General features: G+C 72.9%; 23 protein-coding genes. 3 read left to right on the top strand and 20 right to left on the bottom strand.

The genetic code is table 11. The features are described from left to right. Nucleotides 1-62: 62 nt before the first annotated feature. The 17 genes from OHU34_RS43070 to OHU34_RS42990 all read right to left on the bottom strand — a co-directional run bounded on the left by OHU34_RS43070 (nt 63) and on the right by OHU34_RS42990 (nt 18,113). Nucleotides 63-311, bottom strand: a complete 249-nt coding sequence (locus OHU34_RS43070; protein WP_142270712.1) for an acyl carrier protein — start codon at nt 309-311, stop codon at nt 63-65. A 31-nt stretch (nt 312-342) separates the two neighbouring features. Beyond that, nucleotides 343-1,356: a beta-ketoacyl-ACP synthase III gene (locus tag OHU34_RS43065; RefSeq protein ID WP_142270713.1), complete on the bottom strand. Its 1,014-nt coding sequence runs from the start codon at nt 1,354-1,356 to the stop codon at nt 343-345. Then, a complete protein-coding gene (locus OHU34_RS43060) occupies nt 1,353-2,360 on the bottom strand; it encodes an AvrD family protein (RefSeq protein ID WP_142270714.1) in 1,008 nt (335 codons plus the stop codon). The genes OHU34_RS43065 and OHU34_RS43060 overlap by 4 nt, the downstream gene beginning before the upstream one ends. A 61-nt stretch (nt 2,361-2,421) precedes the next feature. Next, nucleotides 2,422-2,832, bottom strand: a complete 411-nt coding sequence (locus OHU34_RS43055; protein ID WP_142270715.1) for a nuclear transport factor 2 family protein — start codon at nt 2,830-2,832, stop codon at nt 2,422-2,424. Between the two features lie 23 nt (nt 2,833-2,855). Further along, nucleotides 2,856-3,452 (bottom strand): flavodoxin family protein, encoded by a 597-nt coding sequence (locus OHU34_RS43050; protein WP_142270716.1) that lies wholly within the window; start codon nt 3,450-3,452, stop codon nt 2,856-2,858. A gap of 25 nt (nt 3,453-3,477) precedes the next feature. Next, nucleotides 3,478-4,188 (bottom strand): AAA family ATPase, encoded by a 711-nt coding sequence (locus tag OHU34_RS43045; RefSeq protein ID WP_235034844.1) that lies wholly within the window; start codon nt 4,186-4,188, stop codon nt 3,478-3,480. A 92-nt stretch (nt 4,189-4,280) separates the two neighbouring features. Next, complete coding sequence (locus tag OHU34_RS43040) at nt 4,281-5,354, bottom strand: methyltransferase (protein ID WP_235034845.1); 1,074 nt, start codon at nt 5,352-5,354, stop codon at nt 4,281-4,283. 59 nt (nt 5,355-5,413) lie between these two features. Next, nucleotides 5,414-7,000 carry a class I adenylate-forming enzyme family protein gene (locus OHU34_RS43035; protein WP_142270718.1) on the bottom strand — a complete coding sequence of 529 codons (1,587 nt, stop codon included), beginning with the start codon at nt 6,998-7,000 and terminating at the stop codon, nt 5,414-5,416. Nucleotides 7,001-7,577: 577 nt separating this feature from the next. Further along, entirely contained in the window at nt 7,578-8,192 is a 615-nt protein-coding gene (wrbA, locus tag OHU34_RS43030) for an NAD(P)H:quinone oxidoreductase (RefSeq protein ID WP_200840146.1), read from the bottom strand. Nucleotides 8,193-8,229: 37 nt separating this feature from the next. After that, nucleotides 8,230-9,132, bottom strand: a complete 903-nt coding sequence (locus OHU34_RS43025; protein WP_142270720.1) for an aromatic prenyltransferase — start codon at nt 9,130-9,132, stop codon at nt 8,230-8,232. Nucleotides 9,133-9,253: 121 nt separating this feature from the next. After that, nucleotides 9,254-10,249, bottom strand: coding sequence for a class I SAM-dependent methyltransferase (locus OHU34_RS43020; protein ID WP_142270721.1), 996 nt, complete (start codon nt 10,247-10,249; stop codon nt 9,254-9,256). Beyond that, nucleotides 10,246-11,403 carry a DegT/DnrJ/EryC1/StrS aminotransferase family protein gene (locus OHU34_RS43015; protein ID WP_142270722.1) on the bottom strand — a complete coding sequence of 386 codons (1,158 nt, stop codon included), beginning with the start codon at nt 11,401-11,403 and terminating at the stop codon, nt 10,246-10,248. Before OHU34_RS43015 ends, OHU34_RS43020 begins: the two co-directional genes overlap by 4 nt. Nucleotides 11,404-11,419: 16 nt before the next feature. After that, complete coding sequence (locus OHU34_RS43010; RefSeq protein ID WP_142270723.1) at nt 11,420-11,986, bottom strand: cupin domain-containing protein; 567 nt, start codon at nt 11,984-11,986, stop codon at nt 11,420-11,422. Between the two features lie 36 nt (nt 11,987-12,022). Then, nucleotides 12,023-13,042 (bottom strand): type III polyketide synthase, encoded by a 1,020-nt coding sequence (locus OHU34_RS43005; protein WP_160160091.1) that lies wholly within the window; start codon nt 13,040-13,042, stop codon nt 12,023-12,025. Nucleotides 13,043-13,927: 885 nt separating this feature from the next. Next, entirely contained in the window at nt 13,928-15,352 is a 1,425-nt protein-coding gene (locus tag OHU34_RS43000) for a condensation domain-containing protein (protein WP_142270725.1), read from the bottom strand. A 402-nt stretch (nt 15,353-15,754) separates the two neighbouring features. Next, nucleotides 15,755-16,747, bottom strand: a complete 993-nt coding sequence (locus OHU34_RS42995; RefSeq protein WP_142270726.1) for a BTAD domain-containing putative transcriptional regulator — start codon at nt 16,745-16,747, stop codon at nt 15,755-15,757. A 532-nt stretch (nt 16,748-17,279) separates the two neighbouring features. Next, entirely contained in the window at nt 17,280-18,113 is an 834-nt protein-coding gene (locus OHU34_RS42990) for an AfsR/SARP family transcriptional regulator (RefSeq protein ID WP_142270749.1), read from the bottom strand. A 681-nt stretch (nt 18,114-18,794) separates the two neighbouring features. Here OHU34_RS42990 and OHU34_RS42985 point away from each other — a divergent pair. Beyond that, the gene (locus tag OHU34_RS42985) at nt 18,795-20,273 is read left to right on the top strand and encodes an FAD-dependent monooxygenase (protein WP_142270727.1); all 1,479 of its coding nucleotides are present in this window, start codon (nt 18,795-18,797) and stop codon (nt 20,271-20,273) included. An 885-nt stretch (nt 20,274-21,158) separates the two neighbouring features. Here the strand turns inward: OHU34_RS42985 and OHU34_RS42980 are convergent. Further along, the gene (locus tag OHU34_RS42980; protein WP_327488668.1) at nt 21,159-21,629 is read right to left on the bottom strand and encodes a carboxymuconolactone decarboxylase family protein; all 471 of its coding nucleotides are present in this window, start codon (nt 21,627-21,629) and stop codon (nt 21,159-21,161) included. A gap of 525 nt (nt 21,630-22,154) precedes the next feature. On the opposite strand from OHU34_RS42980, the gene OHU34_RS42975 reads away from it, so the two are divergent. Then, entirely contained in the window at nt 22,155-23,153 is a 999-nt protein-coding gene (locus OHU34_RS42975) for a ScbA/BarX family gamma-butyrolactone biosynthesis protein (RefSeq protein WP_142270728.1), read from the top strand. 12 nt (nt 23,154-23,165) lie between these two features. On the opposite strand, the gene OHU34_RS42970 is transcribed toward OHU34_RS42975, so the two are convergent. Beyond that, nucleotides 23,166-24,380, bottom strand: coding sequence for an RNA-guided endonuclease InsQ/TnpB family protein (locus tag OHU34_RS42970; protein ID WP_405764042.1), 1,215 nt, complete (start codon nt 24,378-24,380; stop codon nt 23,166-23,168). A 273-nt stretch (nt 24,381-24,653) separates the two neighbouring features. Next, a complete protein-coding gene (locus OHU34_RS42965; protein ID WP_405764044.1) occupies nt 24,654-25,616 on the bottom strand; it encodes an NAD(P)H-binding protein in 963 nt (320 codons plus the stop codon). 225 nt (nt 25,617-25,841) lie between these two features. Between OHU34_RS42965 and OHU34_RS42960 the strand changes: the two genes are divergently transcribed. Continuing rightward, nucleotides 25,842-26,510: a ScbR family autoregulator-binding transcription factor gene (locus OHU34_RS42960; protein WP_037736916.1), complete on the top strand. Its 669-nt coding sequence runs from the start codon at nt 25,842-25,844 to the stop codon at nt 26,508-26,510. Nucleotides 26,511-26,686: the final 176 nt, after the last annotated feature.

Here is a 26,686-nt window from a genome sequence, read left to right as displayed (position 1 = left end):
GGAGACGGGGGGTGGTGGACTCACGCCGGTGGCGGGCATGAGCGGCCGTGCGGGGCGCCGGATCAGGTGTGCGCGCCTTTGGCCGACAGCAGGCCGGCCACGCCGGCCGCCGTGCCGGCGGTGGCCAGTTCGTCCGCGGCCACGTCGATGTCGTACTGCTTCGCCAGGATGACCGCGAATTCGATCAGGACCAGGGAATCCAGGTCGAGACTCTCGAAATGGGTGTCGGCCGTCGTTTCGGCGGGGACGTCGAAGTGTGTCTTCAGAACGTCGAGTACGGGCTCGGGCTGGATGCCGGTCCGTATCGTCATGGGATGTCCTTTCCAGGCGTCGTGGGGGGTGTCAGGCGGGGGTGAGCGGTGGCCAGGTCAGGGCGATGGAGCCCCAGGCCAGGCCGGCGCCGAAGGCGGTCAGCAGCAGCCGGTCGTGGGGCCGGAACCGGTCGCGGGCGGCGGCGTCGGCCAGGGCGAGCGGGATGGAGGCGGCCGCGGTGTTGCCCGCTTCTTCGATGTGGGAGACCACGCGCTGTCGGTCCACGCCCAGTTGCTGCGCCAGGCTGTGCAGGATGCGCAGGTTCGCCTGGTGGCCGACCACATGGTCGATCTGGCCGATGTCCCAGCCCGCTTTGTCCAGGACCGCGGCCGAGGAGCGTTCCATCCCGTGGACGGCCCGGACGAAGATCTCCTTGCCGCGCATGTGGATGTAGTGGCCGTCCGGCTGCGGTTCGCGGCCGGTGGCGCGCTGGCGGGAGCCGCCGTCCGGGATGGTGGCCAGGTCCCTGCCGGTGCCGTCGGCGCCCAGGTCGACGGCCAGGACGGCGCCGGCCTCGTCGGTGGTTCCGGCGCGCAGGAGGACGGAGCCGGCGCCGTCGCCGAAGATGACCGCGGTGCCGCGGTCGGCGGGGTTGAGGACGGTGGAGAAGACCTCGGCTCCGATGACGAGGACACGTTCGGCGTGCCCGGCGACGAGCGCGGCGCTCGCGGTGGCGAGGGCGTAGACGAAGCCCGAGCATCCGGCCGCGATGTCGAAGGCGGCGGCGGGGCCGAGGCCGAGGCGGGCCGCAACGTCCGGTGCGGTGGCGGGCAGCGGGTGGTCGGGGGTCGAGGTGGCCACGATCACCATGTCGACGGTGTCCGCCGCGCCCAGGCGGGCCGACTTCAGTGCCCGGTGGCCGGCCTCGACGGCGAGGTCGCCGGTGCTCACTCCGGGGTCGGCGACGTGCCGCCGGCGGATGCCGGTCCGTCTGCGGATCCATTCGTCGCTGGTGTCGATCCGGGCGGAGAGTTCTTCGTTGGTGAGCGTGCGGGGCGGCAGATAGCCGCCCAGTCCCGTCAGTACGGCGGCGCGGGCGGTCATCGGCCGCTCCTTCCCGGGGAGGCGGCGGACAGGGAGGGCTGGGGCAGCAGGTGGCCGACGCCGGCCCGGGCCTGGACGCCGTGCAGGCTGCCGACCACCTCGGCCGTGCGCCAGGTGCCGACCGGGGAGGGCAGCAGCATGGTCTGCTCCAGGGCGGCGCTCACCTCGTCGGCGGGTCGCGGCAGGGCGGGGCCGGCGGTGACGCGGGTGCGCCGCATCCACAGGTTGTTGCTGTGGGCGCGGTCGATGCCGTCCAGCGTGTACAGCAGGACCTGGCCGAGCTGGAGGGCGGCGACGAAGGCGTCGATCATGGTGGCCGGGGCGTCCGGCGGGACGGCGTGTGCGGGGTCGCGGGCCAGTGTGACGCGGGCGGTGGCCCGCAGGTCGTCCTGGTCGTCCGTGCTGACGCGGACCCCGGTGAGCAGTTGCCGGCGGGCGTGGTGGGAGATGCCGTACGGCGTGTGGTTCCAGGGGCCGGCCAGTTCCCGTGCGCCGGCGTAGACGCGGTCGGTGCGGGCCAGGGTGCGGCCGGGGCTGTGCCGGGCGTGCACCCTGGCCGTCAGTGAGCCGATCCGGCAGTCGAGGGTGGTCGCCCATTCCTCGCCGGCGCGCTGCGCGGCCACGAGGCGGCCGCTGACCGGGACCGCCTCCAGGTGGTCCTCGTCGGGGCGGGCGCCGGCTTTCAGGTCGACGCGCTGCACGGTGAAGCGGGCGTCGGGGGTGAGCCCGAGGGTGTGGGCCGCGTACAGGCCGGTGAGCTGGGCGCCGAAGAGCATGGCGTCGATGGTGCTCAGATGGGGTTGGGGGCTCTGTTCTCCTTTGCGCGACCACAGGCCCGGTATGGCGATGCGGGCGGTGGCTTGGATCCCTCCGACGCCTTCGTCTCCCGGCGATACGGTGAGATCGTTCAGGGAGCGCTCGACCCGCTTGAAACCCTCGCCGAGGAACCGGCTGTCTCGCGGGCCGAGGAAGTCGTCTATGGAGGCTAGTTCCAGGGATGGCACAGGCGCTCCTTGTCTCGACGAAGAGCCGCTGTCCGCCCCGCCGTTCAGTGCGGGGGGGTGGTCATCGGGCGAAGGCTTCGGCGATGGCGTAGCTGTCTTCGTACATGTGGTACCGGGTGATCCGTTCGTTCTCGACGCGCAGGTGCAGGGCGTAGCTGTTGGTGAAGCTCTTGCGGGTGGCCAGGACCTCGAAGACGGACTCGGCCGTCACCACTGCGTCGGGGCCGTCGACGAGGCGCGCGGTGAGGGTGAAGCTCTGTGGTCCGGTCAGCACCTTGGGGAAGATCTGGAAGAAGTCGGAGATCTCCGCCTTGGTGGTGCGGGTGCCGGTCCACGGCACGTGGGGGCTTCCCTGGACGCGGAAGTCCACGTGGTCGGCGAACAGTTCCAGCAGGCCCGGCAGGTCGCCGGCCCCGAACTTCTCGAAGAACGCGTCCAGGACCGCTCCGGTGGACCGCTGCGGTGTCGTCATGTCGCCCTCTCGGTGCTTGTCCGCTATCGGTGGGTCAGTGCCGCGCGTCCGGCGAGGAATGCCGCGGTCTGCTCGGCGACGCGCCGGCCCAGGTGTTCGGCCGTGGCGATGTCCGCTTTGTGCACGGCGTCGGGGGGCAGGTCTCCGGGCAGGGTCCCGGCGGCGCCGTTGAAGTACCCGAGCCGGTTCAGGTCGTTCTCGCTCTCGTGGCTGAGGTGCCAGCCCGGGAGTAGGCCGAGGCTGACCCAGATCATTCCGTGCTGGGCGCCCAGGGTCGCGAAGTAGCCGAGGCTGGAGTCCTTGTCGCCCGCCTTGCAGGCGCTGAGGGTGAAGCCCGAGCCGAGTTTGTCCTTCCAGGCCTGGCGTGCCCAGCGCTTGTTGGTCGATTCGGCGAAGGCGTGGAACTTGCCCGACGCCGACCCCATGTAAGTGGGTGCGCCGAACACGATCGCGTCGGCCGTGTCGAGGCTCTCCCATTTGGCGTCGTCCATGGCGTCGACGCTCACCATGGTCATCTCGGCGCCCGCGGCCTGCGCGCCGGCCCGTACGGCCTGCGCCAGCACCTCGGTGTGGCCTCTGCCGGAGTGGTAGGCGACGGCGATTTGGGGTGGCTGGTGCATCGGTGTTCTCCTCGGGGCAGGGGGTTCACGCCCGGCCGGAAATCCGCTCGGTCTCCATGCGGAAGTCCTGCCGGCCGTACTCCTGGCGGGCCAGTTCGATGGCTTCGGCGGTGCTCATGACCGGCGTCAGGCCGAAGATCCCCGCGGTGGTCTCCAAGCGCTGCGCCATGGTGCCGCCGACCACGTGGTAGGGGATCCGCAGTTCCTCCAGCGTGGCCAGCAGCATCGTGTCGATGGTCGCGCGGAACTGGTTGTTCATCGGCCGGTGGCCGTCCGCGGCGATCGGCAGTTCGTGGCGCAGGTGGACGTAGGCGTCGTAGGTGCTTTTGACGTGCTGTTTGAACGCCTGTCCGTACTGCTCGACGACCTGCGCGAAGAAGGCCATCTCCTGGGGGTCCTGTGCCGCGGGGGGTTCCTGGCCGTCCGCGGTGGCGTTCGGGTTCATGCCGTATTTGACCCGGGCCGCCCCGTACAGCCATTCCTGGAGGGAGGAGCCGTCGGAGATGAAGTTGTCCCCCAGCAGTGCTTCCTGCACGGCGCGGCCGGTGTGCCGGCGCAGGGTGAGCTGGAGGAACTGGGGCGGTGTCACCTCCGCGAGTTTCAGGCCGGGCAGGGCCTCGGGCATGATGCCCCGGATCGTCCGGGCCAGGCTGCGCGGGACGCCGGTGTAGTGCGACAAGGCCATCACCGTGGAGGTCTTGCCCGAGGAGTAGGTGCCGGATACGGATATCTTCACGAGTGCTCCAGTGGTGACGGGTCCTCGGGCGGCGGTCCGGACCGGGTCCGGGCCGCCGTGCTCGCCGGGCGAGGGGGTGGCGGTCCGGCCGGTCAGGCGACCTTCGTCGCGGACAGGATGGCCTGGACGGGGATGACGTCCGGCGGGATCTCGGAGGCGTCCTTGGTGACGGCCTTGGTCACCTTGAACCCGCATTCCTCCAGCCAGCTCTGGTAGACCGACAGTTGCTGCGGGCCGCCCTGGCCCATGGCGCAGCCGATGAAGAAGGCCGGGAAGAAGTCGACGTTGTAGTTGTCGGTGTCGGTGATGTCCTCCGGGTACACCGGCACCATGATGTTGACCTGGCCGCCGACCTCCAGGGACGCGTTGACCCCCTTGAGGATCCTGAAGACGTCGTCCTTGTCGAACATGTCCAGGAAGTGCTTGATCAGGACGATGTCGAAGCCCTCGGGGACTCCGTCGAAGACGTCGCCGCCGATGAACGAGCAGTGCTCGGCCACCTGGTGGGTCCTGAAGTTCTCCAGGGCCTCGTTCTCCTTCTCCGGCAGGTCGAAGGTGGTGACGTGCAGGCCGGGCGAGGCCTTGTGCCGGTAGGTGTGGATCGCGCCGAGCCCGGTGTTGCCGGCGAGGTCGAGTACCTTCGACCCGGCCGGGATGTCGACGTTGGCGAAGAACCAGGGGTCGATGTGGGCGGTGACGGTGTTCATCAGGTTCGCCCAGGCGTCCCGCAGGTCTGTGTGGTCGGCGACCGCGCCGTACAGGGTGCCCTCGTCCACCCCGTAGAGCTCCTTGAGTCCGACGATGGTGCCGGAGCGGGTGCTCTCGGTGAGGTAGAACAGCTGGCGCAGCGCCACCACTTTGATCATGTTCATGTAGGCGAGGGCGCGTCGCAGGTCGTTCTCGGCGACGCCGGCGAGGGCGTCGAGGCGGTAGGTGCCCCGGTCCTCGTCGAGGGCGACGAAGCCCTCCTTGACCAGCAGGTGCAGGAGCTGCTGCACGGCGTCGGGCTTGGCGCCGACGGTGTCGCCCAGTTCGGCGGCGGTCAGGCCGGGCGTGTCCCGCAGCGCGCCGACGATCCCCAGCTCGAAGCAGGACAGCACGGTCATGAACCGCGAGGGGCCCACCATGTATTCACGCAGTCGTGCGAGGGTGGCTTCCGGTGTCATTGCACTCGTCTCTTTCGCGTTGGTTGTCTGCACCGCGGGGGCGGTCTGCCGGGCGGGGGTCATGTCAGGTTCTCGAGCCGGTCCTGGAGCCGGCTGGCCAGTGCGAGCCGCTGCACCTTCAGCGTGGCGGTGCGCGGCAGTTCGTCCTGCGGGATCTGGATCGGGTCGGCCAGCTGGGGGAAGGCGGCGACGGCCGCGCGCCAGCGGTCGCGGTCCAGGGGCCGGTCGTCATGGGTGCAGATCACCGGGACCGGCTCGGCGTTGGGGCCCTGGATCACGACGAGTTCGCTCAGTTCGTCGAGCCGGCCCAGGACGAGGTCCTCGACCTCGAGGGAGCTGCGCACCCCGGCGATCATGTCGACCTCGCGGTCGAGCATGTGCAGGCAGCCGAACCTGGTGCGGTAGCCGACGTCGCCGGTGCGCCACCAGTCGCCGTCGCGGTTGGTGTCATAGCGCTCCTGCTCGGCGAAGTAGGTCTTGGCCAGGCCGGGCCAAGCGACCTCGATGAAGCCGGGGTTCTTCTCGGAGGGCGCTGCGCCGTCCCGGCTGACGACCCGCACCTTCGCCGCGCCCCACGGCATCTGCCAGCCGACGCAGCGCCCGTCGACCTTGTGGGCGGAGCCGCGGAAGTAGGCGCGGCCGACGGCGGGCCCGACCTCGCTCTGCCCGTAGATCTGGAAGAACAGGGCACCGCGCCGCTCGGAGGACTTCAGCAGCCGGCTCATCGTGCGGGGGTGGATGGCGTCGAAGGTGCTGCTGAAGTACTTCACCGAGGCGAAGGGCCTGCGGGTGTCCTCGGTCAGGCCCTCCCAGTCCATCAGCGAGTTGGGCAGTGCCTCGATGAGTCCGGGCCGGTGGGTGAGGAACAGGTCGGCGACGGTGGCGGGGTCCGACTCGTTCATGAGCAGCACCGGCATCTCCCGCAGGAGGGCCAGGGCCATCGCCGCGACCATCCGGGAGTGCACGAAGGAGATGTGGATCGCGGCCGTCTCCTTCTTGCGCATCAGGGACAGCAGCTGCCACTGCGGTTTGAGGCGGATGCCCTGGGTGCGGGGGGTGTGCACGACCAGCTTGGGCAGTCCGGTGGTGCCGGAGGTGTGGGTGATCACGGCAGCCTCGTCGATCGGCCGCACCACCGGCTTGACCCGCGGCGCTCCGGCGAACTCGCCCAGCGACCGCGCCCCGGGCCGCGCGCCGCCGACGGTGAGCACCCGCCGGGTCAGCTCCGCCAGCGGGATCTCGGCCAGCGCGTCCAGCTTGTGCCCGTCGGTGAGCAGGCTGGGCCGCTCGACCCGCTCGATCAGGGCCCCGACCGTCGCAGGGTCCAGGCCGGGCGACAGCATCACGGGCACCGCGCCGATCCGGGACGCGGCACAGGCCAGCATCCACACATCGGCGTTGGCCCGCTTGTGGAGCACGATGTGCTCGTCGGGGCGCACCCCGGCCGCCCACAGACGGGCCGCCAGGTCGTCCACCAGGTCGGCGAGCCGGGAGACCGTCAGGTGGCGGCCCGCCTCGGGCAGGACGTCCAGATCATGGTCGAGGGTGATCGGTGTCGACCCGTTGACGGCCGCGGCCAACGCCGGCAGCAGGCCGATGTGAAGGCCGCGCTTCTGTATCGATTGATAGGCCACAGAGCCCTTCATCGGGACTGTCTCCTTTGCGGTGGGCGATGGACATGCGGACTGCCCCCGGCTCGGCGCGCGCGGCACCGGCCCGTATGGCAACGCCCGTACGGCGGGCGCGGCACGGCCGGGGTGCCCGGCGGCCCGGCGCGGCGGGTCGCCGGGTCCGCGGCAGCGGCGATGACGCGGGCCCGGGAGCCGGGGGTGGCGGATCCGGGAACCGGCAGGGGTGAAGCGGGACCGGGCCCTCGGGCGGTGACGGCGGGCGGCCGGCGTTCACCGCGCTCGCCCGCGCTCTCGTGACGGCACCCGGGGAGGGACCGGTGACCGGCACCGCCACGCCCGCGGGGGCCCGGGTGCGGGCCGGGTGTCGAGTGCTGCGGGTGGGGCCGGTCCCGGCCTGGCAGGGGTTTTCGGGGGTGCCGGCGGCCCTCGCGGTGCCGGCCCAGCCGCGGGCGGTCCGTTCGCGCCGGGGCCGGGGCCCTTGTCGCGGTGCCGGGGTGCGGCGCGGCCCGGGGCGCCGGGCCGGGCCCGTTCCCGGAAGGCCCGGGCGCGGGCGGCCGGGCCTGCTGCGGGCCGGTGCTGCGGTGGCCGCGGGTCAGGAGGCCGCGCGGCCGGCCTTGAGCGCCGCCGCGGTGTCAACGACGCGCCGGGCCTGGTGACGGGCGGCCTGAAGCACCTCGTCGCCGGGCGCGCCGGCCCCGGCCACATGGGAGGTGCCGTAGGGGTTGCCCGTGCGGAACTGGACCGGGTCGGTGTAGCCGGGCGGCACGATGATGCCTCCCCAGTGGTAGAAGGTGTTGCTCAGCGCCAGCAGGGTGGATTCCTGGCCGCCGTGGGCGGTGCCGCTGGCGGTGAAGGCCGAGCACACCTTGCCGGCGAGCCTGCCCTGCTGCCACAGGGGGCCGGCGGTGTCGATGAACGCCTTGAGCTGGCTGGCCGCGTTGCCGAAGCGGGTGGGGGTGCCGAACAGCACCGCGTCCGCCCAGCCCAGGTCGTCGAGGGTGGCCTCGGCGACGTCGGCGCTGTCGCGCAGGTGCTGGGCCCAGGCGGGGTTGGCCTCGACCGCCTGCGGCGGGGCCAGTTCGCGGACCTTGCGCAGGCGCACGTCGGCGCCGGCCTTCTGCGCGCCCTCGGCGACGGCCTGCGCCAGGGCGTGCACGGTTCCGGTGGAGCTGTAGTAGATGACGGCGACGTTGACGGGTTCCACAATCGTTTCCTTCTCTCGGCTGTCCGCCGGGCGGGGGCCGTCAGCGGTGGTCGGACACCAGCAGGATGTTCTCGACCCGGGGCTGCCACCGGTAGTACGACTGGAGCTTGTGGTACTCACCCTTGGGCGACGATGTGATCGCGTAGACGAACTGGCGGTCGTCGGTGCTGTAGGGCGCGTTCTTCACGAAGTGCTCAATCTTCGGCTCGATGCGCACCGGCAGGGTCGTGGGGTCCGGTGTCATGGCCGCGATGGTGATCCGCTCGACCTTCGGCGATTCCCAGCTCAGGGTGGCGTAGATGCCGAAGGCCCGCGTGCCGAGCCGCAGGAGCCGCTCGCTGGGTTCGGCCAGGCCCGCGTCGCGCAGGATGGAGGTGATTCCCTCGGCCCGGAAGACGTCGGCGGGTGCCGCGCCGAAGTACAGGTTCAGTGACCGGTTGGGGTAGTCGATGCCGACCAGGCTCACCCGGTCGGCCAGTGCGTAGCGGGTGAAGAAGTCGAGGTTGGCGGCCACGCTGTCGGGCAGCGAGGGCAGTTCGGCCAGCCGGGACAGCGATTGCAGGTCGTCGGTCGGGAAGAACGACCAGGTCTTCTTGAAGCCGCCGACGACGCCGAAGTCGATGCCGCTGCTCTGGACGGGGAACGCGCGGTGCAGTTCTTCCAGCAGGTTCCCGACGGGGTGGGCCGTCTTGGGGGTCAGGCCGTTCGACAGGGCGGCCGCGTAGGGGTCGAGGTCCTTGGGGAGCATGGTGAAGCGGCAGTCGAAGTCTCCTGCGTTGCGCTCCCCCGTCGCCACTCTGAAGGCCACGACGGCCTGGGCGAGGGTGTCTCCGTACGCGGTCAGGATCGGCCAGACCGTCTCTCGCGAGCAGGTGACGCCCGCCAGCCGGGACGATTCCTCGATGACGGCGTAGAGACCTTCCAGCTCGGTGTTTTCCGACATACATCCCCACATTCGGTTACGGGCACGGTGTGCATCGGGGCGCGCGGTGAGGCGTTCAGGATCTGAGCGCGTGGCTCGCGGGCCGTGGCGGTCCTGGCGGGTGGGCAGAGCCGGCTCGCTGTTACCGGGCGACGACCAGGGTGGCGGGCGGCGCGGAGTGGAACGAGACGTCCGTGAAGCCGGCCTTGATGAGCCAGTCGCGGTAGTCGGCCTGCCGCCAGGTGCCTCCCTGCTTGCTCTTGAGGAGCATCTCCGAGGCGAAGATCAGCGGGAAGGCGGGGCCGCCGCGGTCGTCGTCGACGACGTAGTCGCAGACCACCAGGGCGCCGCCGGGCCGCAGGGCCTGCCGCAGCCGGGCGAAGACCGCGATGTTGTCCTCGGGGCTTTCCTGGTGGGCGATGTGGGAGTAGAGCGCGATGTCGTAGGCGGCGGTGCCGAAGTCGGTGGTGTGGAAGTCGCCGTCGATGCAGGTGAACCGGTCGGCCACGCCGCGTTCGGCCAGCAGCCGGCGGGCGATGGCGTTGATCGGTTCCCAGTCGAGCTGGGTCGAGCGGGCGGCCGGGTTGGCCTGGAGCCAGACGCCCGAGTAGATGCCCGATCCTCCGCCCACGTCGAGGATGGAGATCTCGCCGGCCCCGGCGAGCCCGAGCACCTCGGCGGCGACGGTGGCGGCGGGCACCGACTGGGCGGCGATGGCCGGGACGACCTCTTCCCAGTGCGGGTTGTCGGCCACCTCGGTGGCCGGGTCGCTGACCGGTCCCCCGGCGCGGACCACGTCGGCCAGGTGGACCAGGCTGCCCATGTGCTTCAGCTTGAGCTGGGCGAAGCTGCTCAGCGAGGCGGGTTTGCCCTCGACGAGGTAGGCGGACGCCTCGGGGGTGTTGCGGTAGCGGCCCGCGTGCAGTTCGACCAGGCCCACACCGACGAGCCCGTCGAGGAGGGTCTGCGCGCCCCGTTCGGAGATGTCGGCGCGGGCGGCCAGCAGGGCGGCCGTGTCAGCGCCGTCGTCGAGGTGGGTGAAGAGCGAGTGGGCGGCCGCGGCGCCCAGGACGCCGGTGGCCCAGTATCCGTTGATGAGCCGCAGGACGCTGTCCGGTGTCGGCTGGTTGTCGGTCATGCTGCCCCTCCTGGAGCCCGGGTGGCCGTCGCGTGGGTGCGCACGGCGCTGCGCAGGGCGCGGACGACCTGTTCAACCTGGTCCGCGCCGAGTTCCGCGTGCATGGGTATGGCGAGGTTGCGGCGGAAGAGGTCCGCCGAGACGGGGCAGGTCTGCTTCGACTCGAAGACGGGCTGCACGTGGGTGGCCCAGGTGCCGTGTCCGCAGCCGATGCCCTGGGCGCGCAGTTCGGCGGCGACCGCCGCGCGGTCCACGCGCGCGTCCAGGGTGACCATGTAGGACTGCCAGGCATGGGTACGGTCCTCGGGCACGTGGGGCACCGTCAGCAGGTCTTCGCCGACGAGGAGTTCGCCGTAGCGGGCGGCGACGGCGGCGCGGCGGTCGAGGAGTTCGCCGATCCGGCCCAGCTGGACCTGGAGGATCGCGGCGGCGATGTCGGAGAGTTTGAAGTTGTAGCCGATCTCGGTGAATTCGGGGATGGGCAGGCCGACGACGTTCGCGATGTCGAAGATGCTGCCGATGCCGAAGGAGGAGCGCAGCCGGGCGTCGGCGGCGATCTTCGGGTCGGCGGCGAGCAGGGCGCCGCCCTCGCCGCTGGTGGCGCCCTTGCGGCCGTGGAAGGACAGGCAGCCCACCTCGGCGAGGGCGCCGGCCTCGCGGCCCTGGTAGGTGGCACCGACCGCGCAGGCGGCGTCCTCGACGAGGAACAGGCCGTGGCGGTCGGCGATCTGCTGGAGCGGCGCGTAGTCGGCGGGCAGGCCGACGGTGTCGACGGCGATCACGCCGACGGTGCGGGCGGTGACCAGGTCGGCGACCGCCTGCGGGTCGACGGTGCCGGTGTCGGGGCGGACGTCGGCGAAGACGGGGACCGCGTCGAGGTAGCGCACGGCGTGGGCGGGGGCGGGGAAGGTGTAGTCGGCGACGATCACCTCGTCGCCGGGCTTGACGCCGAGGGCGAGCAGCGACAGGTGCAGTGCGGCGCCGCAGTTGCTGACCGCGACGGCGTCGGCGACGCCGTACTTGTCGGCGAGCTGGGCTTCCAGGGCCTTGCCCCGGGGGCCCTGGCCGGCCGGCCAGCCGGAGGCGAACACCTCGGCGACGGCGGCCAGTTCCTGTTCTCCCAGGCTGGCGTGGACCAGGGGGATCGATTCCATCGTCTGTCGTCTCCCGTCAGGCGCCGGGCCCGGCGGCCGGCAGCGTGGAAGGTGCGGGTGCGGCTGCGGGGGGTGTGTAGCGCAGCGGGGTGATCTGGCTGACGTCGTAGCGTTTGCGCATCTCCTCGACGGCGGCGGGGTCCACCGAGGTGCCGCGGGACCAGATCTCGGCGATCTCCTCGAAGTAGAGCTCGTGGTCGGGTGAGGGGTAGCTCTGGAAGAGCATCCGGGCGGGTTTGTCCGTGGCGTTACGGAAGGCGTGCGGGGTGCCGGGGGGCACGAACATGCAGGCGCCCTCACCGGCGCGCACGACGCGGTCGCCGCCGGGGGACTCCCAGTCGTGCCAGGTGTCCTGGCTGCGCCGGGCCGGTTCGAAGGCCAGCAGGTCCAGTTCGCCCTCCAGGACGTAGAAGAACTCCTGGGAGTGGCTGTGCACGTGCGCCCCGACGTCGAATCCGGGCGGCACGACCACCTCGAAGATCGATATGGAGGAGCCCTGGGCCTCGGTGGCCTTGAAGGTGACTTCCTGCGCCGGGGTGATCAGCTTGCGCCCCGTGCCCGGGGGGAGGATGAGGTCGGTCATACGCTTCGCTTCCTTCAACGGTGCGTGCCGGGGAGGTCAGCCGATGCTGCGCGGGCTGTCGCCGTCGGCCCAGGTGCCCAGTGCCATCTCGGCGGTGATGCCGGGGCCGAATCCCGCGATCAGACCGGTCGCGCCGGGAGCGGGGGTGTCCTCCTCGAACAGCCGGCGGGCGGCTTCGAGTACGACGGCGCTGGCGATGTTGCCGTACTCGCTCAGGGTCGACCAGCTGTGGCGGAACACGTCGCGGTCGACTTCGAGGAACTTGGCGAGGTCGTCGAGGATGCGCGGTCCGCCGGCGTGGATGATGTAGAAGTCGAGCTTGCCGGCGTCCCAGCTGTGGTCCTTGGCCAGCTCGCGCAGGACCGGGGCGAGGGGTTCCATCGTGCCGGGCACTCGGCGGTCCAGCTGGAAGTGGAAGCCGGTGTCGCGCACCGCGTAGGAGATCCAGTCCTCGGTGTTGGGGATGAGGTAGGAGGCGTTGCGTTCCAGTTCGATGCCTGTGCCGCCCAGGCCCCGTACGACGGCGGCGGCGACCGCGTCGCCGAACAGGCCGTCGGACAGCAGGGATCCGATGTCGTCGGCGGTGGGCTGGTAGCACAGCGAGCACAGTTCGCAGGAGACGATCAGGACGTTGCTGCCGGGGTGGGCCAGGCAGAAGTCGTGGGCGCGGTTGATGGCCGCTCCGCCGGCCGCGCAGCCGAGCTGGGAGATGGGGATCTGCCGGGTGTCGAAACGCAGGCCCATCTTGTTGATCAGCCAGGCCGTCAGCGACGGCATCAGGAAGCCGGTGCACGAGACGTAGATGATGGCGTCGATGTCACGGGCGGTCAGTTCGGCGTTGGCCAGGGCCTGTTCGATGACCTCGGGGCAGCGCTTCTTCGACTCGAGCTCGTAGATGCGGTTGCGTTCTTCGAAGCCGGGGTGGTGCAGGGTCTGCTCGATGGGCTGGACGATGTGCCGCTTCTTCACGCCCGTGTTGCGGATCAGGCGCAGTGCCAAGGGCAGCTGCGGCTTGCCGACATGCGCCTTTTCGGCAAACTCCAGAGTCTCTTCCATTGTGATGACATGTTCCGGCGCGCTCATCGCCGGTTTGCATAGCCTCGGCATATCTGGAATCCACTTCTTTCGGAGTCTCGGCAGCAGGGGCAGGAGGACGTTGAGCTGGGCCCCGGCCCGTCAGCCGGCGGGTGGCCGCCGACGGGTCGGGCGGTACGCCCGCGGTGTCCCCTCCGGTCGAGGGGGGCGGGCCGTCGCGTCACGCCGCGGGTGCGCCGGGCCCACGGGGCCCAGCGACAAGGACGCTCCTTCCAGGGCCCCGTCAGGGCGGACAGCAGGCGGCCGCTGCCGCGGGCCGGCCGGGCACACGGCAGGCGGGCGGGCCGCAGACGGCAGGCAGCGGCGGACCGGTGTGCCGTGCGCGGCTCGCCGCCGGGGCCGTCCGCGGATGCGGGATGAGCAGTCGGCCGCCGGACAGGTGTGGGGGCGTTGTTGGAGGGCGTGCGCGGCAGGGGGCGGCCGGCGGACGGTGTCCGCACCGGCGGGGGCGGACACCCGGCCGCGGGAGGCTACCGCCCCGCACGGCCCGGTCGTGCGGAAGGAGGCGCCGCCCGCCGGGGATGCCGCCGGCGGCCGCGGGCCGGGAAGAAGTTCGCCCCGCATGTACGGGCGGGGCGGAGAGGACGCCCGACTCCCGGCCGTGCGACTGTTTTCGGGCAGGAAAGGCGTGCGGAAATCGTGACACGGGGTGAAGCCCCCACGCCAGGAACATCGCCAGTGACGCGGGTCACATGTCAGAGGGACTTTCCGCCGCCGGACACGGCGAAACGCCCCGCCCGGTGCCCGGGGACGCAGCGCCCCGGGCAGGAGCACGGCGTCCCCGGCCCGGGTGCGGTGACTCCCGCCGGGGCGGGTGCGCGGGCGGTGGTCCGTACGCGGGGTCCGTCAGTGCCCGGCGCCAGGGCGGTCCGGGGCGGCCCGGGGCAGTTCGTCCCCGCCGAGCAGTTCCAGCACCTCGGCGACGGTCTCGGCGCCGTCGAAGGCGGACAGACGGCGCAGCAGCCGGGCGCACTGGCCGGCCAGCAGGGCCGCGTCGGCGTCGCGGATACGGGCCCGGTCGTGGACGACGGTGAGAAGCCGTGAGCCGTCGGCGCCGTCCCGCACGAGCAGGGCGAGGGGCAGCAGGGAGTGCGAGCCGCGGGCGTGGCAGTGCCCGTAGCGGATGCCGGCGTCGGCGAGCCGGGCTTGCAGGGCGGGCAGCGGGCGCGGGGCGGGTTCCAGGCAGACCAGGCTCTCCAGGGGGCGGTCCGGGCGGCCGGTCCACTCCTGGATCTGCCCGGCGCACACCCATTCGTAGGCCGCCATGTCCAGCGCCCGGTCGCGCAGGGCCGCCAGCAGCGCGCCGACCGGCTGGCCGGCCTCGACCTGGACGGTCATCGGCAGGCAGCCGCGCATCGGTCCCACCAGCCGCTCGGCGCAGTCCAGGGGGATGCCGCGCCCGGAGACGGTGACGCCGAAGCCCACCGGGACGGGTCCGCTCGCCTGCGCCGCGCGGTACAGCAGCAGTGCCCACGCGGCGTGCAGCACGCTGGAGTCCGGCAGGCCCCGGCCGGCCGCCCACCGGTGCAGCCGGGCCGCCTCGGCGGTGGACAGCCGGGCCTCGGCGCGGCCGTGGCCGTGCTGGCGGGTGGGCGGGCCGGGCAGCGCGGGCAGCACGGCGGGCGGGTCCGCGGGCAGGGCCCGGCGGAAGAAGTCCCGTGCCGCGGTGGCGTCCTGGCACTCCAGCCAGTGCGTCCAGTCGCGGACGTCGGGGCGGCGTTCACCGCCGGGCAGCACGCCGCCTCCGAGGTAGGCGCGACTGAACTCGTTCCGCAGGACGGACACGCTCAGGGCGTCCAGCAGCCCGTCGTGGAAGGTGAGCAGGACCCGGGTGACGCCGGGGGCGCCGGTGTCGACGAGGGTGACGCGCAGGGGGCCGGGGCGGCTCAGGTCGAAGCCGTGCAGCCGGTCCTGCTCCAGCAGTTCGTTCCAGTCGACGGTGCCCGCGCGGTGGCGTACGACCTCGGCGCGTGCGTGCAGGTGGAAGACGAGGCGGGGCTGGGGGGCGCATTCGAAGGCGGCACGGAGAATCGTTTCTCTGTCCATGACGGACTGCCAGGCAGCCGTGAACCGCTCGGTGTCCAGCGGCCCGTACCAGCGCCACCAGGCCTGTTCCACGTGCCGGCCGGTGTGCCGGTTCACGACGGAGTCCAGCAGCGCCTCGCAGCGGTGCCGGGCCGCGGGCACGGGCGGCCGTGCCGTGCGGGCGGGCGCTGTGGGGCGGCGGTCGGTACGGATCCACGCACGGCGCCGGCGGCTCGACCTCGCCATGTCTCGTTCTCCTCGCAGTCACTGCCGCGCCCGGGCCGGGACCGCAGGTCACAGGATTCCCGGAAAGCGGCATACCCGGGTGTGGCACTCCCGGGCGCATCATGCAGGACTCCCCCGTCACCGCCCTGACGGAACGGCGACACGGCTCGAGAACCCCTCGCGAACGCCTGGGGGACGGCTGGAGCCGGACGGCTCCCGCCAGGGCGAGGGGAGGGCGTCCGGCGGGCGGACAGGCGGGGTGCAGGGAGGCGCGGCGTGGGACGGGCCCGGATCCGGGAGGGGCGCGGAGGCAGGACGGGCCCGGAGGCGGCGGCGCGGGGTAGGGGCGCGGGACGGGCGCGGGGGGAGGCCTGCCCGCAGCGCCGCGCGTCCGGCCGGCCGGGCCGGTGCCGTGGTGAAGGGTCAGGGCAGGCCGGACGTCTCGCGCTGCGTGAGGCGTTCGAGGCGGCCGAGCAGGTCCTGCTGCTCCCGGGCGAGCCGCTCGACGCGCCGGCGCAGCCAGGCGACCTCCTCCCGCAGCAGCGTCATGTCGCTGTCGTCGTCCGGGGCGCGGCCCGGCACGCCGTCGGCGGGGCCGGTCGCCGGCTCCGGCCGCACCGGCAGGTCGGCGCCGGTGCTGCCGGCGGTGTCGGGGCCGGGATGGTGCAGGATGGCCTGCATCCGGTGGTGCAGTGCGGGTCCCGGCTGGATGCCCAGGTCGTGGACGAGCGTGCGGCGCGCCCGTTCGTAGGTGAGCAGTGCCTCCGCCTGTCGGCCGCACCCTTGCAGCGCACTCATCAGCAGCTCGTAGAACCGCTCGCGCAGCGGGTGGGCGATCGTCAGTTCCTCCAGCTCGCCGGTGATCTCGCGTCCGCGCCCCGTGCGCAGGCACGCGTCGTACAGGGCTTCCAGGGCGACGAGTCTGCTCTCCTCCAGCAGGGCGGCTTCCGCCGAGCAGATGGCGCCGCGGCCGCTGCCCTGCAGGGCCGGGCCCCGCCACAGGACGAGGGCCTCGCGCAGCAGGCGGGCCGAGCGGGCGGGGTCGGCGGCGAGCAGCACACGGCCTTCGGCGGCCAGGCGGGTGAAGCGGCGCGCGTCGGTGTCGGTGCCGCCCAGCCGCAGGACGTATCCGGTGGGGCGGGTCACCAGCCCCTCCTGGCCCCGCGTGTCCGGGCCGGGCGCGGGGGCCGGCAGCAGCCGGCGCAGCCGGGCCACATGGGCGTGCAGGGCGTTGGCCGCGTTCGCCGGCGGGTGCTCGCCCCACAGCTCGTCGACGAGGCGGTCACAGGGCACGACCTGGCCGGCCTTGGCCACCAGCGCGCCGAGCAGGGCGCGTTGCTTGGCGCCCACGGGCACGACCCTCTGGCCGGTGCGGTCGTCGCAGACCTGCACGGAACCCAGAATCCCAAACTCCATGCCGTCCTCGCACCGCAACGTCCGACGAGATTCCCGGCAGGGTAGTCGGCGCGCCGGGCGAATACAGGAGCGGACGGCGGACGGCGGGCCCCGCGTGGACCGTTCCTCCAGGAAGCCTCGACTCCGGCTGCCCGTCGGCCGGTTGGGCCAGCCCCCCAGCCGCGCCGGGCGGGGTGTGGCGGGGCTTCATCGCCGTAACGCGTGGCGCATGGCACGTGCGTGGCGTGTGCACGGCGTGTGGCACATGGCCGGGGCGTGCGTGACGCGTGGCCGGGGGCGTGCCGGTGCCGCCGCGGCGGGCGGCCGCGTTCCCGCGCGCGCCGGGCTCGTGCGGGGTGTTCCCGGCAGCGGCGCCACGCGCCGGGTGCCGGACTGCCGCCCGCACGGTCCGGGCCGGCGCCCGGCAGCCGCGCCACGCGGTGTACGGGAGGCGGTGCCGTGTGCGGCGGGTGTGCGGTGCCGGGCGTGCGGCCGCGGGTGGGTCCCGGTGCCCGGCCGGGCCGGGCGGGGCCCGGGCCGGCCGTGGCGCGGGTCAGTGGGAGCGGGTGACCAGCCAGCGCTCCGGGGTCTCCGCCGCCCCCGCCGGCGCGGGGTTCTCGGCCCGTGCCATGAGGATCGAACGTTGCAGACGGCTGAGTGCCGCCGACGGCTCCAGGCCCAGTTCGGACACCAGCGTCGCCCGCAGCCGCTGATAGACGTCCAGCGCCTCGCTGCGCCGGCCCGAGCGGTGCAGCGCCAGCATGAACTGGCCGTGCACGCTCTCGTGCATCCGGTACTGATTGACCATCACCGTCAGTTCCGGCAGCAGTTCACGATGGCGGCCCAGCCGCAGATCCGCCTCGATCCGCTGGTCCAGCGCGCACAGCCGCGCCTCCTCCAGCCGCCGCCCCTCCATCTCGGTGCGCGCGCCGGCCTGCACGTCCGCCAGCGCGGACCCGCGGAACAGCGACAGCGCCTCCGCCAGCAACCGCGCCCCGGCCCGGTAGTCCTCACCGTCCATCGCCCGGTACCCTGCACCCGCGCGCCGTTCGAACTCCCGGAAGTCCACCCGGCCCGACCGGGTCACCAGCCGGTACCCGCCGGGCACCGTCACCAGAACGTCCTTGGCGGAACACCGTTCGTCCCCGCCGCGGGCCAGCGCCGCCCCGATCAGCTCGCGCAGCTGCAAGACATACGTTTGCAGCGTCGTGCGCGCGCTGCGCGGCGGAAGCACACCCCACAACTCCTCGACCAGGGCCGACACCGGGACCACCTGATCGGCGTTCAGAGCCAGTAGCGCCAGGACCTGTCTCGGTTTGGGCGCCGTCGGCACGACCGACACCCCGTTCTCCTGCACCGACAATGCACCCAGTACTTCGATGTCCACGGTCTCCCCCATGAGTCCAGGCCCGCACCGCCGTCCGCGGCCGGCTCACAACCCGCCACCCGAAGACCCGGTGCTCTGCATGCCACTCGAACCCCCAGATAAGAAAACAGCACAGTCGGTTTGTCAATGCGATATGACTGCCGCCCCCCTGTGGCGACGCTATCCAGCCAGCCGCATATCAAACGGGCGTTCGCCCCACCTTGCCCCCGCCAGGAGAAACCGCAGGGTGAGGCTCTAGTTCCGCTTGTGCGGTGCACTCAGCAGCGAAAACAAGGCGCCACCGGAAGTCCAAAACGGTGCGGCTGGAAACATGCGTTTTCCATCCCGCCCGGGATCCGCTGCGCAGGCCTGCCGTGCGCGCCGGCAGGTCGGATCCGGCTCGCACGCGCCAGGGCACGGCCCCGCCCCAGGCGCGATATACGGGGCCGTGCCCGCCGCGCCCGTCTCCAGGGGGACTGGAGCCCTTTTCGAGCCCCGGGGCGGATCATGGGGCAGGGTGTGGCGGGACCGCGGCCGCCGCAGGCCTTCTTCCCCGGCCCGGTCCCGGGCGCCCGTGTCCGCCACACCGCGGCCCGCCCCGTCTCCCGGGGGGAGACAACCCCCGCTGCCGGCCATCCGAAGACGACATCCGACCAACTGACGTGACAACGCCGTGCCGCTGCGCACGAGGAGAGGACTCACATGGACAGGAAGCTCGACGCGGACGTCATCGTCGTCGGAGGCGGTCCCACCGGTCTGATGCTGGCCGGGGAACTGCGCCTGGGCGGGGCGGGCGTCATCGTCGCCGAGGCCCTGGAGCAGCCCACCGGCCAGTCACGGGCCCTGGGCTTCACCACCCGGGCGCTGGAGTCGTTCGACCAGCGCGGTCTCGTGCCGCGCTTCGGCGGCCTGGAGACCAGCCCGATGGGGCACTTCGGCGGGATCCCCTTCGACTACACCGTCCTTGAGGACGCCGACTTCGGGGCCCGCGGCATCCCGCAGTCCCAGACCGAGGCGGTGCTGGAGGAGTGGGCCCGCGAGCTGGGCGCCGACATCCGCCGTGGCCTGGAGTTCCTCGCCCTGGAACAGGACGCGGACGGTGTCACCGTCACCGTGGCCACCCCCTCCGGCGAACAGCACCGGCTGCGCGGGGCGTTCCTGGTGGGCGCCGACGGCGCCCGCAGCGCGGTGCGCGGGGCCGCCGGGATCGACTTCCCCGGCACCACGGGCAGCCAGCTGATGCACCTGGCCGACGTGGCCGGCTCCGGGGTGCGCCCGCGCCCGTTCGGCGAGCGGCTGCCGGGCGGCCTGGTGCAGGTCTTCCCGATGGCCGAGGGGGTGGCCCGCATCATCCTGTCCGAGTACGGCGCGCAGCTGGACGCCCACGGCGGGGCCCCCGGGTTCCCCGAGGTCGCCGCCGCGTGGCAGCGGGTGACCGGCGAGGACATCTCGGGCGGCGAAGCCCTGTGGGTCAGCTCCTTCACCGACGCCACCCGCCAGGCCGCCCGCTACCGGCAGGGACGGGTCCTGCTCGCCGGGGACGCCGCACACATCCACCTGCCGGTGGGCGGCCAGGGCATGAGCACCGGCGTGCAGGACGCGGTCAACCTGGGCTGGAAACTCGCCGCCACCGTCCGCGGCACCGCGCCCGGCGACCTGCTGGACACCTACCACGGCGAACGCCACGCGGTGGGCGCCCGGCTGCTGGCCAACACCCGCGCCCAGGGAATGGCCATCTTCGGCGGCGAGGAGTCCCAGGCCCTGCGCGACCTGTATGCCGAACTCCTCGCCCTGGAAGAGGTCCAGCGGCATCTGGCGGGCGCGGTCAGCCACATCGACATCCGCTACGACCTCGGCGAGGACGCCCACCCCCTCGCCGGCCGCCGGCTCGCGCCGCGCACCCTGGACACCGCGGACGGCCCCGTACGCACCCCCGAACTGCTGCACCCCGCACTCGGTGTCCTGCTCGACCTGGGCGACACACCCGCCCTGCGGGCGGCCGCGGCCGGCTGGAAGGACCGGGTCGCCTCCGTCACCGGCACCCCGGCCGCCCCCGAGACCTTCGGCGGGACCGCGGCACTGCTGGTGCGCCCCGACGGCTACATCGCCTGGGCCGGCGACGACCCGGACACCCTCACCGCGGCCCTGCACCGCTGGTTCGGCTCCCCCGACCCCGCCTGACCCAGCCCCGCCACCCCGGCCGGCCCGGCACCCGCACCCCTCTCCCCCGGCACCCGCACCACCACCGCACCCGCCACCGGGCCCCGGCCCGGCCGACGAGTCCCGGCCCGGCGGCCGTCACCGCCAGCGCCGGGACCCTCCCGCCCGGCCCTCGGCCCCCCGGCTCCCGGCTCCCGGCCGCGGCCGGGCATCCGCCGCCGGTGACGGCCGCCCGCCACCGGACGCGCCGCGCACACGGGCACCCCGCACCCCCCGGAGCGCCGCGACCGCCGGGGGGCCGCGACCGCCGGGGGGGGCCGCCTGCCTGCCCGGAGCGCACGGCACAGGCGCGGTTGCGCGCTGCATGCCGGCCAGGGGCAGCGGGCGCCGGCCGGGACGGCGTCCGCCCACCAGAGCCCGGCGGGCGGGCTGCACCAGGCTGCCGGAAGCGGGACCTCTCCGGGGTGCCCCGCGCCCGGGAGGGATCGCCTGCCCGCCCGCAACGCACGTCGCAACAAGCCCAGTTGAGCACCGCGTGCCGCCCCGGGACGGCGCGTGCCGAACGGAGCCCGGAACGAGCGGGCTGCGCCCGGGTGCCGGGGACGGGAGCTCTCGCCCTCCCCCGGCACCCGGAGCGGCGAAGTACGCGCCGCGGGCCCTGCGGACAAAGTGCCCGGCCCCGGGACGCCCCCACGCCGCCGGTGCGCGCAGCGCGCCGCACCGGCCCCGGCGCGGGCCGGGTGGCACCCCTGCCCCCTGCCCGGGCGCAGGACGCCGTCCAGGGCGCAGACTGCCGTCCAGAGCCAGGGCGCCGCCCGGGGTTCAGGGCGCCGTCCAGGGGCGCCGTCCAGGGCGGGGCACCGTCCGGGGCCGGGCCGGGCCGGGGGAGGGGCGGGCAGGCGGGTCTCAGGTCCACTGTTCGTCCGGTTCCACGCCAGGTACCGGTTTGCCGACGAGGGCGAACGCCCCCCAAAAACCGGCCTGTCCGATGACGAGGACCAGGGTGGCGATCGCCTTGTCGTCGTAGTGCCGGGCGACTTCCGTGTACAGCTCGTCCGAGACGCGCTCGCCCCAGGTGCTCGGCTGGAGCACGGCCTCCGCCAGTTCCAGCGCGGCCCGCTCGGCGTCGGTGTAATAAGGGGCGTCCCACCAGGTGGCCACGGCCGCGATCCGCTCGGGCGACTCCCCCGCCTCGCGCAGCGCGGCCGCGTCGCGCAGCGCCGTACAGGTGTTGCCGATGAGCTGGCCGGTACGCAGGCGGACCAGGCCGATCGTGGCCTGCGGCACCGAGCCGTTCGCACCGGCCCGGCGCAACGCGCCTGCCACCTCGGCCAGTTCGGGGACGAGGGTGACAGGGTTGGGCATCCGTGATCCCACGGTTTCCTCCTCGGGGCGGAGCGTGATCCGCTCATCGGTGTGTCCTTGAGCTGTCCTCACCTCCCTGACGAATCACGGCCCCCTTTGTGACCACCCGGGGCGAAATACCTCACCCGGAATACGGAATCCTGAACTCCCCGCCACGGGCGGGAGAGTTCGGGACGCGGGCCGGTGTCCAACGTCCCCTCCCTTTTCCTTCCCCCCCGGGCCGGCCCGGGTGCGAGACTCGAGAACGGCTTAGGAGTCGCTCGAGTTGCCGGACACAGCAGCCCGCCCGGCCGTCGGCGGCCGGGCCGCGCGGGCAGGGGAACACAGCTTGCAAGACCCGCAGCTGACAGACTCTCGCGGCCAGGCAGATGATCACTTGAAAATCCGGGAACACGCCACTCCATTTATCGTGCGAGCGGAGCTGCGCCTTCCCGGTGGAAAGTAAACCGGCTGGTATGTATCTTCGGGTTTCCGAGGGGGATGCCCCCTGGGACATTTCACGGCCGAGGCGGCTCAGGGGGAGCTATGTCTGCGAGCGTGTTCCGCATACACCGCGCCATATCCGGCGCAGCACACACACAGGTCGGCGTGGCCGTGCCGGCCGGGGCCGGTGAGGGGCTTGCGCCGCCGTCCCTGACCACCACCGTGCCCAAGGAGTTCGTCCACCGCGCCAGTGTCGCCGAGGTCCTGCTCACCGACTGGGCGCGGGTGGAGGAGTCCCGCTTCACCGTCGCCGCCCAGTGGCCCCGCGGGCACAGCTTCTTCGTCGCCGTGGACGGCTGCCACGATCCGCTGATCGCCGCCGAGACGATCCGGCAGACCGGGATCCTGCTGGCACACGCCGAGTTCGGCGTGCCGCTGGGCCATCACCTGCTGGTGGAGGACCTGGACGTACAGGTGCGGCCCGCGCACGTCCAGGTCGGCCTGGCCCCGGCCTCGCTCGACATCGACGTGCGCTGCTCGCAGATCAGACGGCGCCGCGGCGGCGCCCTGAACGGCTGCCGCATCGAAGTGGACATCTACCGCGAGGGCCGCCTCGCCGCGACCGGCGGCGGCTCGTTCACCTGCGTCGCCCCGGCCGTCTACGCGCGGCTGCGCGCCGGCCGGACGGCGGACGGCCGCCACCGCACCCCCGCCCTGAACGCCGCACTGCCCCCGCACCGCGTCGGCCGGACATCACCGGCGGACGTCGTCCTGTCCCCCTCCCCCGCCGGCCCGCCCGGCCACTGGCAGCTGCGGGCCGACACCCGCCACCCCGTGCTCTTCGACCACCCCGTCGACCACGTGCCCGGCATGGTCCTCCTCGAAGCCGCCCGCCAGGCCACCGCCGCCACCCTGGGACGCGCCTGCCTGCCGCTCGCCCTCACCAGCGAGTTCCTGCGCTACGTCGAACTCGACACACCCTGCACCATCGAGGCGCACCGCACCGCACCCCCGCGCCCCGACCGCGAGGAGAGCGTCCAGGTCAGCGCCCACCAGGACGGAACAACCGTGTTCCGCTCCACCGTGACCGTGACTCCTCCCCCTCGTGAATGAGGGGGCTTCTCGCTATGCCGGGTTGGCGTGGTGACGGGCCAGCCCGGCCCGTAGAACGTTGGTGGCTGCCACGGTGTCGGCGTGTGCGGTGTGGCCGCAGGCGACGCAGTGGAACTCTTCCCGGGTGGGCCGGTTCTCCGCTGCGATGTGCCCGCATTGGGGGCAGGTGCGGGAGGTGTTGCGGGGGTTAACGGCGATCACTTCCCGTCCGGCGCTTTCAGCCTTGGCGTGCAGGATCGTCAGGAACACCCCCCGACCGGCATCGTTGATCGACTGGTTCAGCCCGGCCTTCGCCGCTGCCCCGTCGGGCAGGAAGCCGCCCGGCATCTCGGGGTCCGGCTTCGATGCGGGGGCCCGGCTCATGTCGCGGATCTTGAGGTCTTCGTGCGCGATGACGTCGTGTGCGCGGACCAGGCCCAGGGCGGTCTTGTGGGCGTGGTCGAGACGCTGGCGCCGTACCTTGCCGTGGAGCCGGGCAACCTTGTCCACGGCCCGCTGGTGGTTGGCGGTGCGGTCCCTGGCCCTGCGGCGCGGAAACCGGGCGAGGCCCTGCTGCGCAGCTTTCAGCCTCGCGGCGGCCTTGCGGTCGTGGCGCGGGTCGGGTACGAAGGTGCCGTCCGAGTCGGCGAGGAAGCTGGCGATGCCCAGATCGATGCCGACCACGCTGCCCGTCTCGGGCAGCGGCTCGGGCCGGCCCTGTTCGACGGTGAGCACGACGAACCACCGCCGGCCCTCCCGCTTGACGGACACCGTCTTGACCCGGCCGGCCACCGGCCGGTGCCGGTTGACCCTGACGTGCCCGACGCCCTGGAAGCGGACACGGGCGACCGGGTGGTGCGGGGTGGAGTCCCAGCGGCAGCCGTCCCCGTCCCTGGGGAAGTCCACCGTGTCGAACCAGTTCACCCCCCGAAAACGCGGACAGCCGGGCACCTCACCGGCCTTGGCCCGGCGGAAGAACGCGGCGAACGCCTTGTCCAGACGGCGCAGCGTGGCCTGCTGCGAGGAGAACGACCAGCGGCCCTGACGCTCCGGGTCGAAGGCCCGGATGTCCTTGAGCTGCGCCGACTGGCCGCCGTACTTGACGCTGGTCTTCGACGTGTGCCGCCAGGCGTCGCGGCGTTCCTGCAACGCGCCGTTGCAGAGCGGGCAGTGATCGGCCAGCATCGCCGCGAGCGCACCTTGCTGGCCCGTGGTGGGCCGCATGAGGAACTTGTACGCACGGATCATCCAGCCCACCCCCCTTCACTCAATGTGTGATCAACCTAGCGGTGGCCACTGACACCGCAGTGAACTCCGGCGCTTCGCGCCTCCGGGCCGACCATGCGTTTCCCTCCCCGGCTGAAGCCGGAGATACCCACGCAAGATCACGGATGGCGCCCCCCCTGAAACACCCCCGCCGGCCCCGGCCGCGCACGGCGTGCCGGACACGCCGGCGCCATGCCGCGCCCCGCCCGCCCCGGCCGCCGCCGGCACCGTGCCACACCCCGCCGGCGGCGGCCGTCACCGCCCCTGAGACCGCACGGGACCACCCTCCCCCGGCACCGCAGGTCCAGCGGGCGCGGCAGGCCCACCGGGCGGGGCGGGTGCCGCAGCCGCGGCAGGCCCCGCGGGCGGGGCGGGCGGGGCGAAGGCCTCGAGATGGTCCGCGGCCCACTGCGCGAAGGAACGCGCCCGGCGGCCCGTCACCTCACGGACGGTGTCCTCCACCCGGGCCTTGGCACCCGCCCGCTGACGCCCGGCACTCTCCAGCAGCGCCTCGGCGACCGGCTGCGGATAACGTCGCGCCCAGGCGGCACGGGCCTGATCCGGACTCAGTTCCACAAACCGCAAAGGAACCCCCAGCAGCCGCCCGAGCACCTCGCTCTGCCCGACCGCGGTGACCGCCTGCGGCCCGGTCAGGGTGTAGGCGCGCCCGGCGTGCCCCTCCTCGGTCAGGACCCGCACCGCCACCTCCGCCACGTCACGGGGATCCACACAGGCATGGGGCGAGGTCCCGTAAAGCGCGCGCACGGTGCGCTCGCCGCGCACGGAGGCCGCCCAGGCCAGGGAGTTCGACATGAACGCGCGCGGACGCAGCAACGTCCACTCCAGGCCGCAGCCGCGCACCTCCTCCTCCGCCGCCCGCTGCCAGCAGGTGATCACATCGCCCGCCCCCGGATCCAGGACCGCCGCCGCGGACAGTTTCACCACCCGCCGCACCCCGGCCCGCCGCGCCGCGGCCACGAACGCCGCATCGTCACCGCCCCCGACCCGGGTCGTCACCAGGAACGCGGTCCCCACCCCCGCCAGCGCCCGGGCCAGCGAACCGGGATCCTCATGGTCACCCGCCACCGTCTGCGCCCCCGCCGGCGCACCCGTGACCCTCCCCGGATCCCTCGCCATGATCCGCACCCGCACACCCGCCGGAAGCCGGCGCACCACTTCCCCGCCCACCGTCCCGGTGGCACCCGTCACCAGAATCACCCCCGCCACCTTGCCCCCGCAGCCCGGACCGCCCCCGCAGCCCGCCGCGCCTGTGCCCCGTCGTCGTGCACGCCCGTCCCTCCCCGCTCCCGCCGCGCCCTGCGCACGGTTCCATTGAATCCAGTACATCCAGGGGTGCTGTGCGAAACACACCCCCTGTAATGTACGAACTGGACGGTTTTTTTACTGGGTCTCCGGGCTCACCGACGACAAGGAGGCCGGGCATTGGTGAAGCAGGACCGGGCGATCCGCACCCGGCAGACGATCCTCACGGCAGCGGCCAAGGTCTTCGAGGAACGCGGCTACCAGGCCGCCACGATCAGCGAGATCCTCCTCACCGCCGGCGTCACCAAAGGCGCCCTGTACTTCCACTTCCCCTCCAAGGAAGACCTCGCCGAAGGCGTGATCCACGAACAGGACCACGACCTGCCCATCCCGCTGCGCGCCTGCAAGGTCCAGCAACTCGTCGACACCGTCGTCCTGCACGCCTACCGCCTGCGCACCGACCCCCTGGTCAGAGCCGGCGTCCGCCTCGCACTCGACCAGCAGGCCCAGGGACTGGACCGCAGCGGCCCCTTCCTGCGCTGGAGCGACGTCGGCATCGCCCTGCTCCAACAAGCCCAGGCCCAGGGCGAACTGATGCCCCACATCATCCCCGCCGAGACCGCCGACGTCCTGGTAGGAGCATTCGCCGGCGTCCAGGCCATGTCCCAGGCCATGTCCGCCTACCAAGACCTCCCCCACCGCGTCACCGCCCTGCTCCGCCACGTCCTGCCCAGCGTCGTCGTACCCTCCGTACTCGCCGCCGTCGACATCACCGAAGCCCGCGGAGCCCTCGTCCACACCGAACTCGAAAACCTCCGCACCCACCCCCACCCCACCCCCGTCAGCTGACCCCACCCACACCCCGCCCCACCACAAACCCACCCACCCAACACCACGCCGGCCACCCTCGCGTTCCCGGACCGCCCGCCGGACACCCATACCCCCGGACACCACACCTCCCGACTGCGCGCCGGCCACCACCGCGTTCCCCGACGCCGTCTCTGCACACTGCCCCCCCACACACA

This window comes from Streptomyces sp. NBC_00080 (genome assembly GCF_045041255.1).
GTDB classification, from domain to species: Bacteria; Actinomycetota; Actinomycetes; order Streptomycetales; family Streptomycetaceae; genus Streptomyces; species Streptomyces coriariae.
This window is presented reverse-complemented; position numbering and strand designations above follow the sequence as displayed.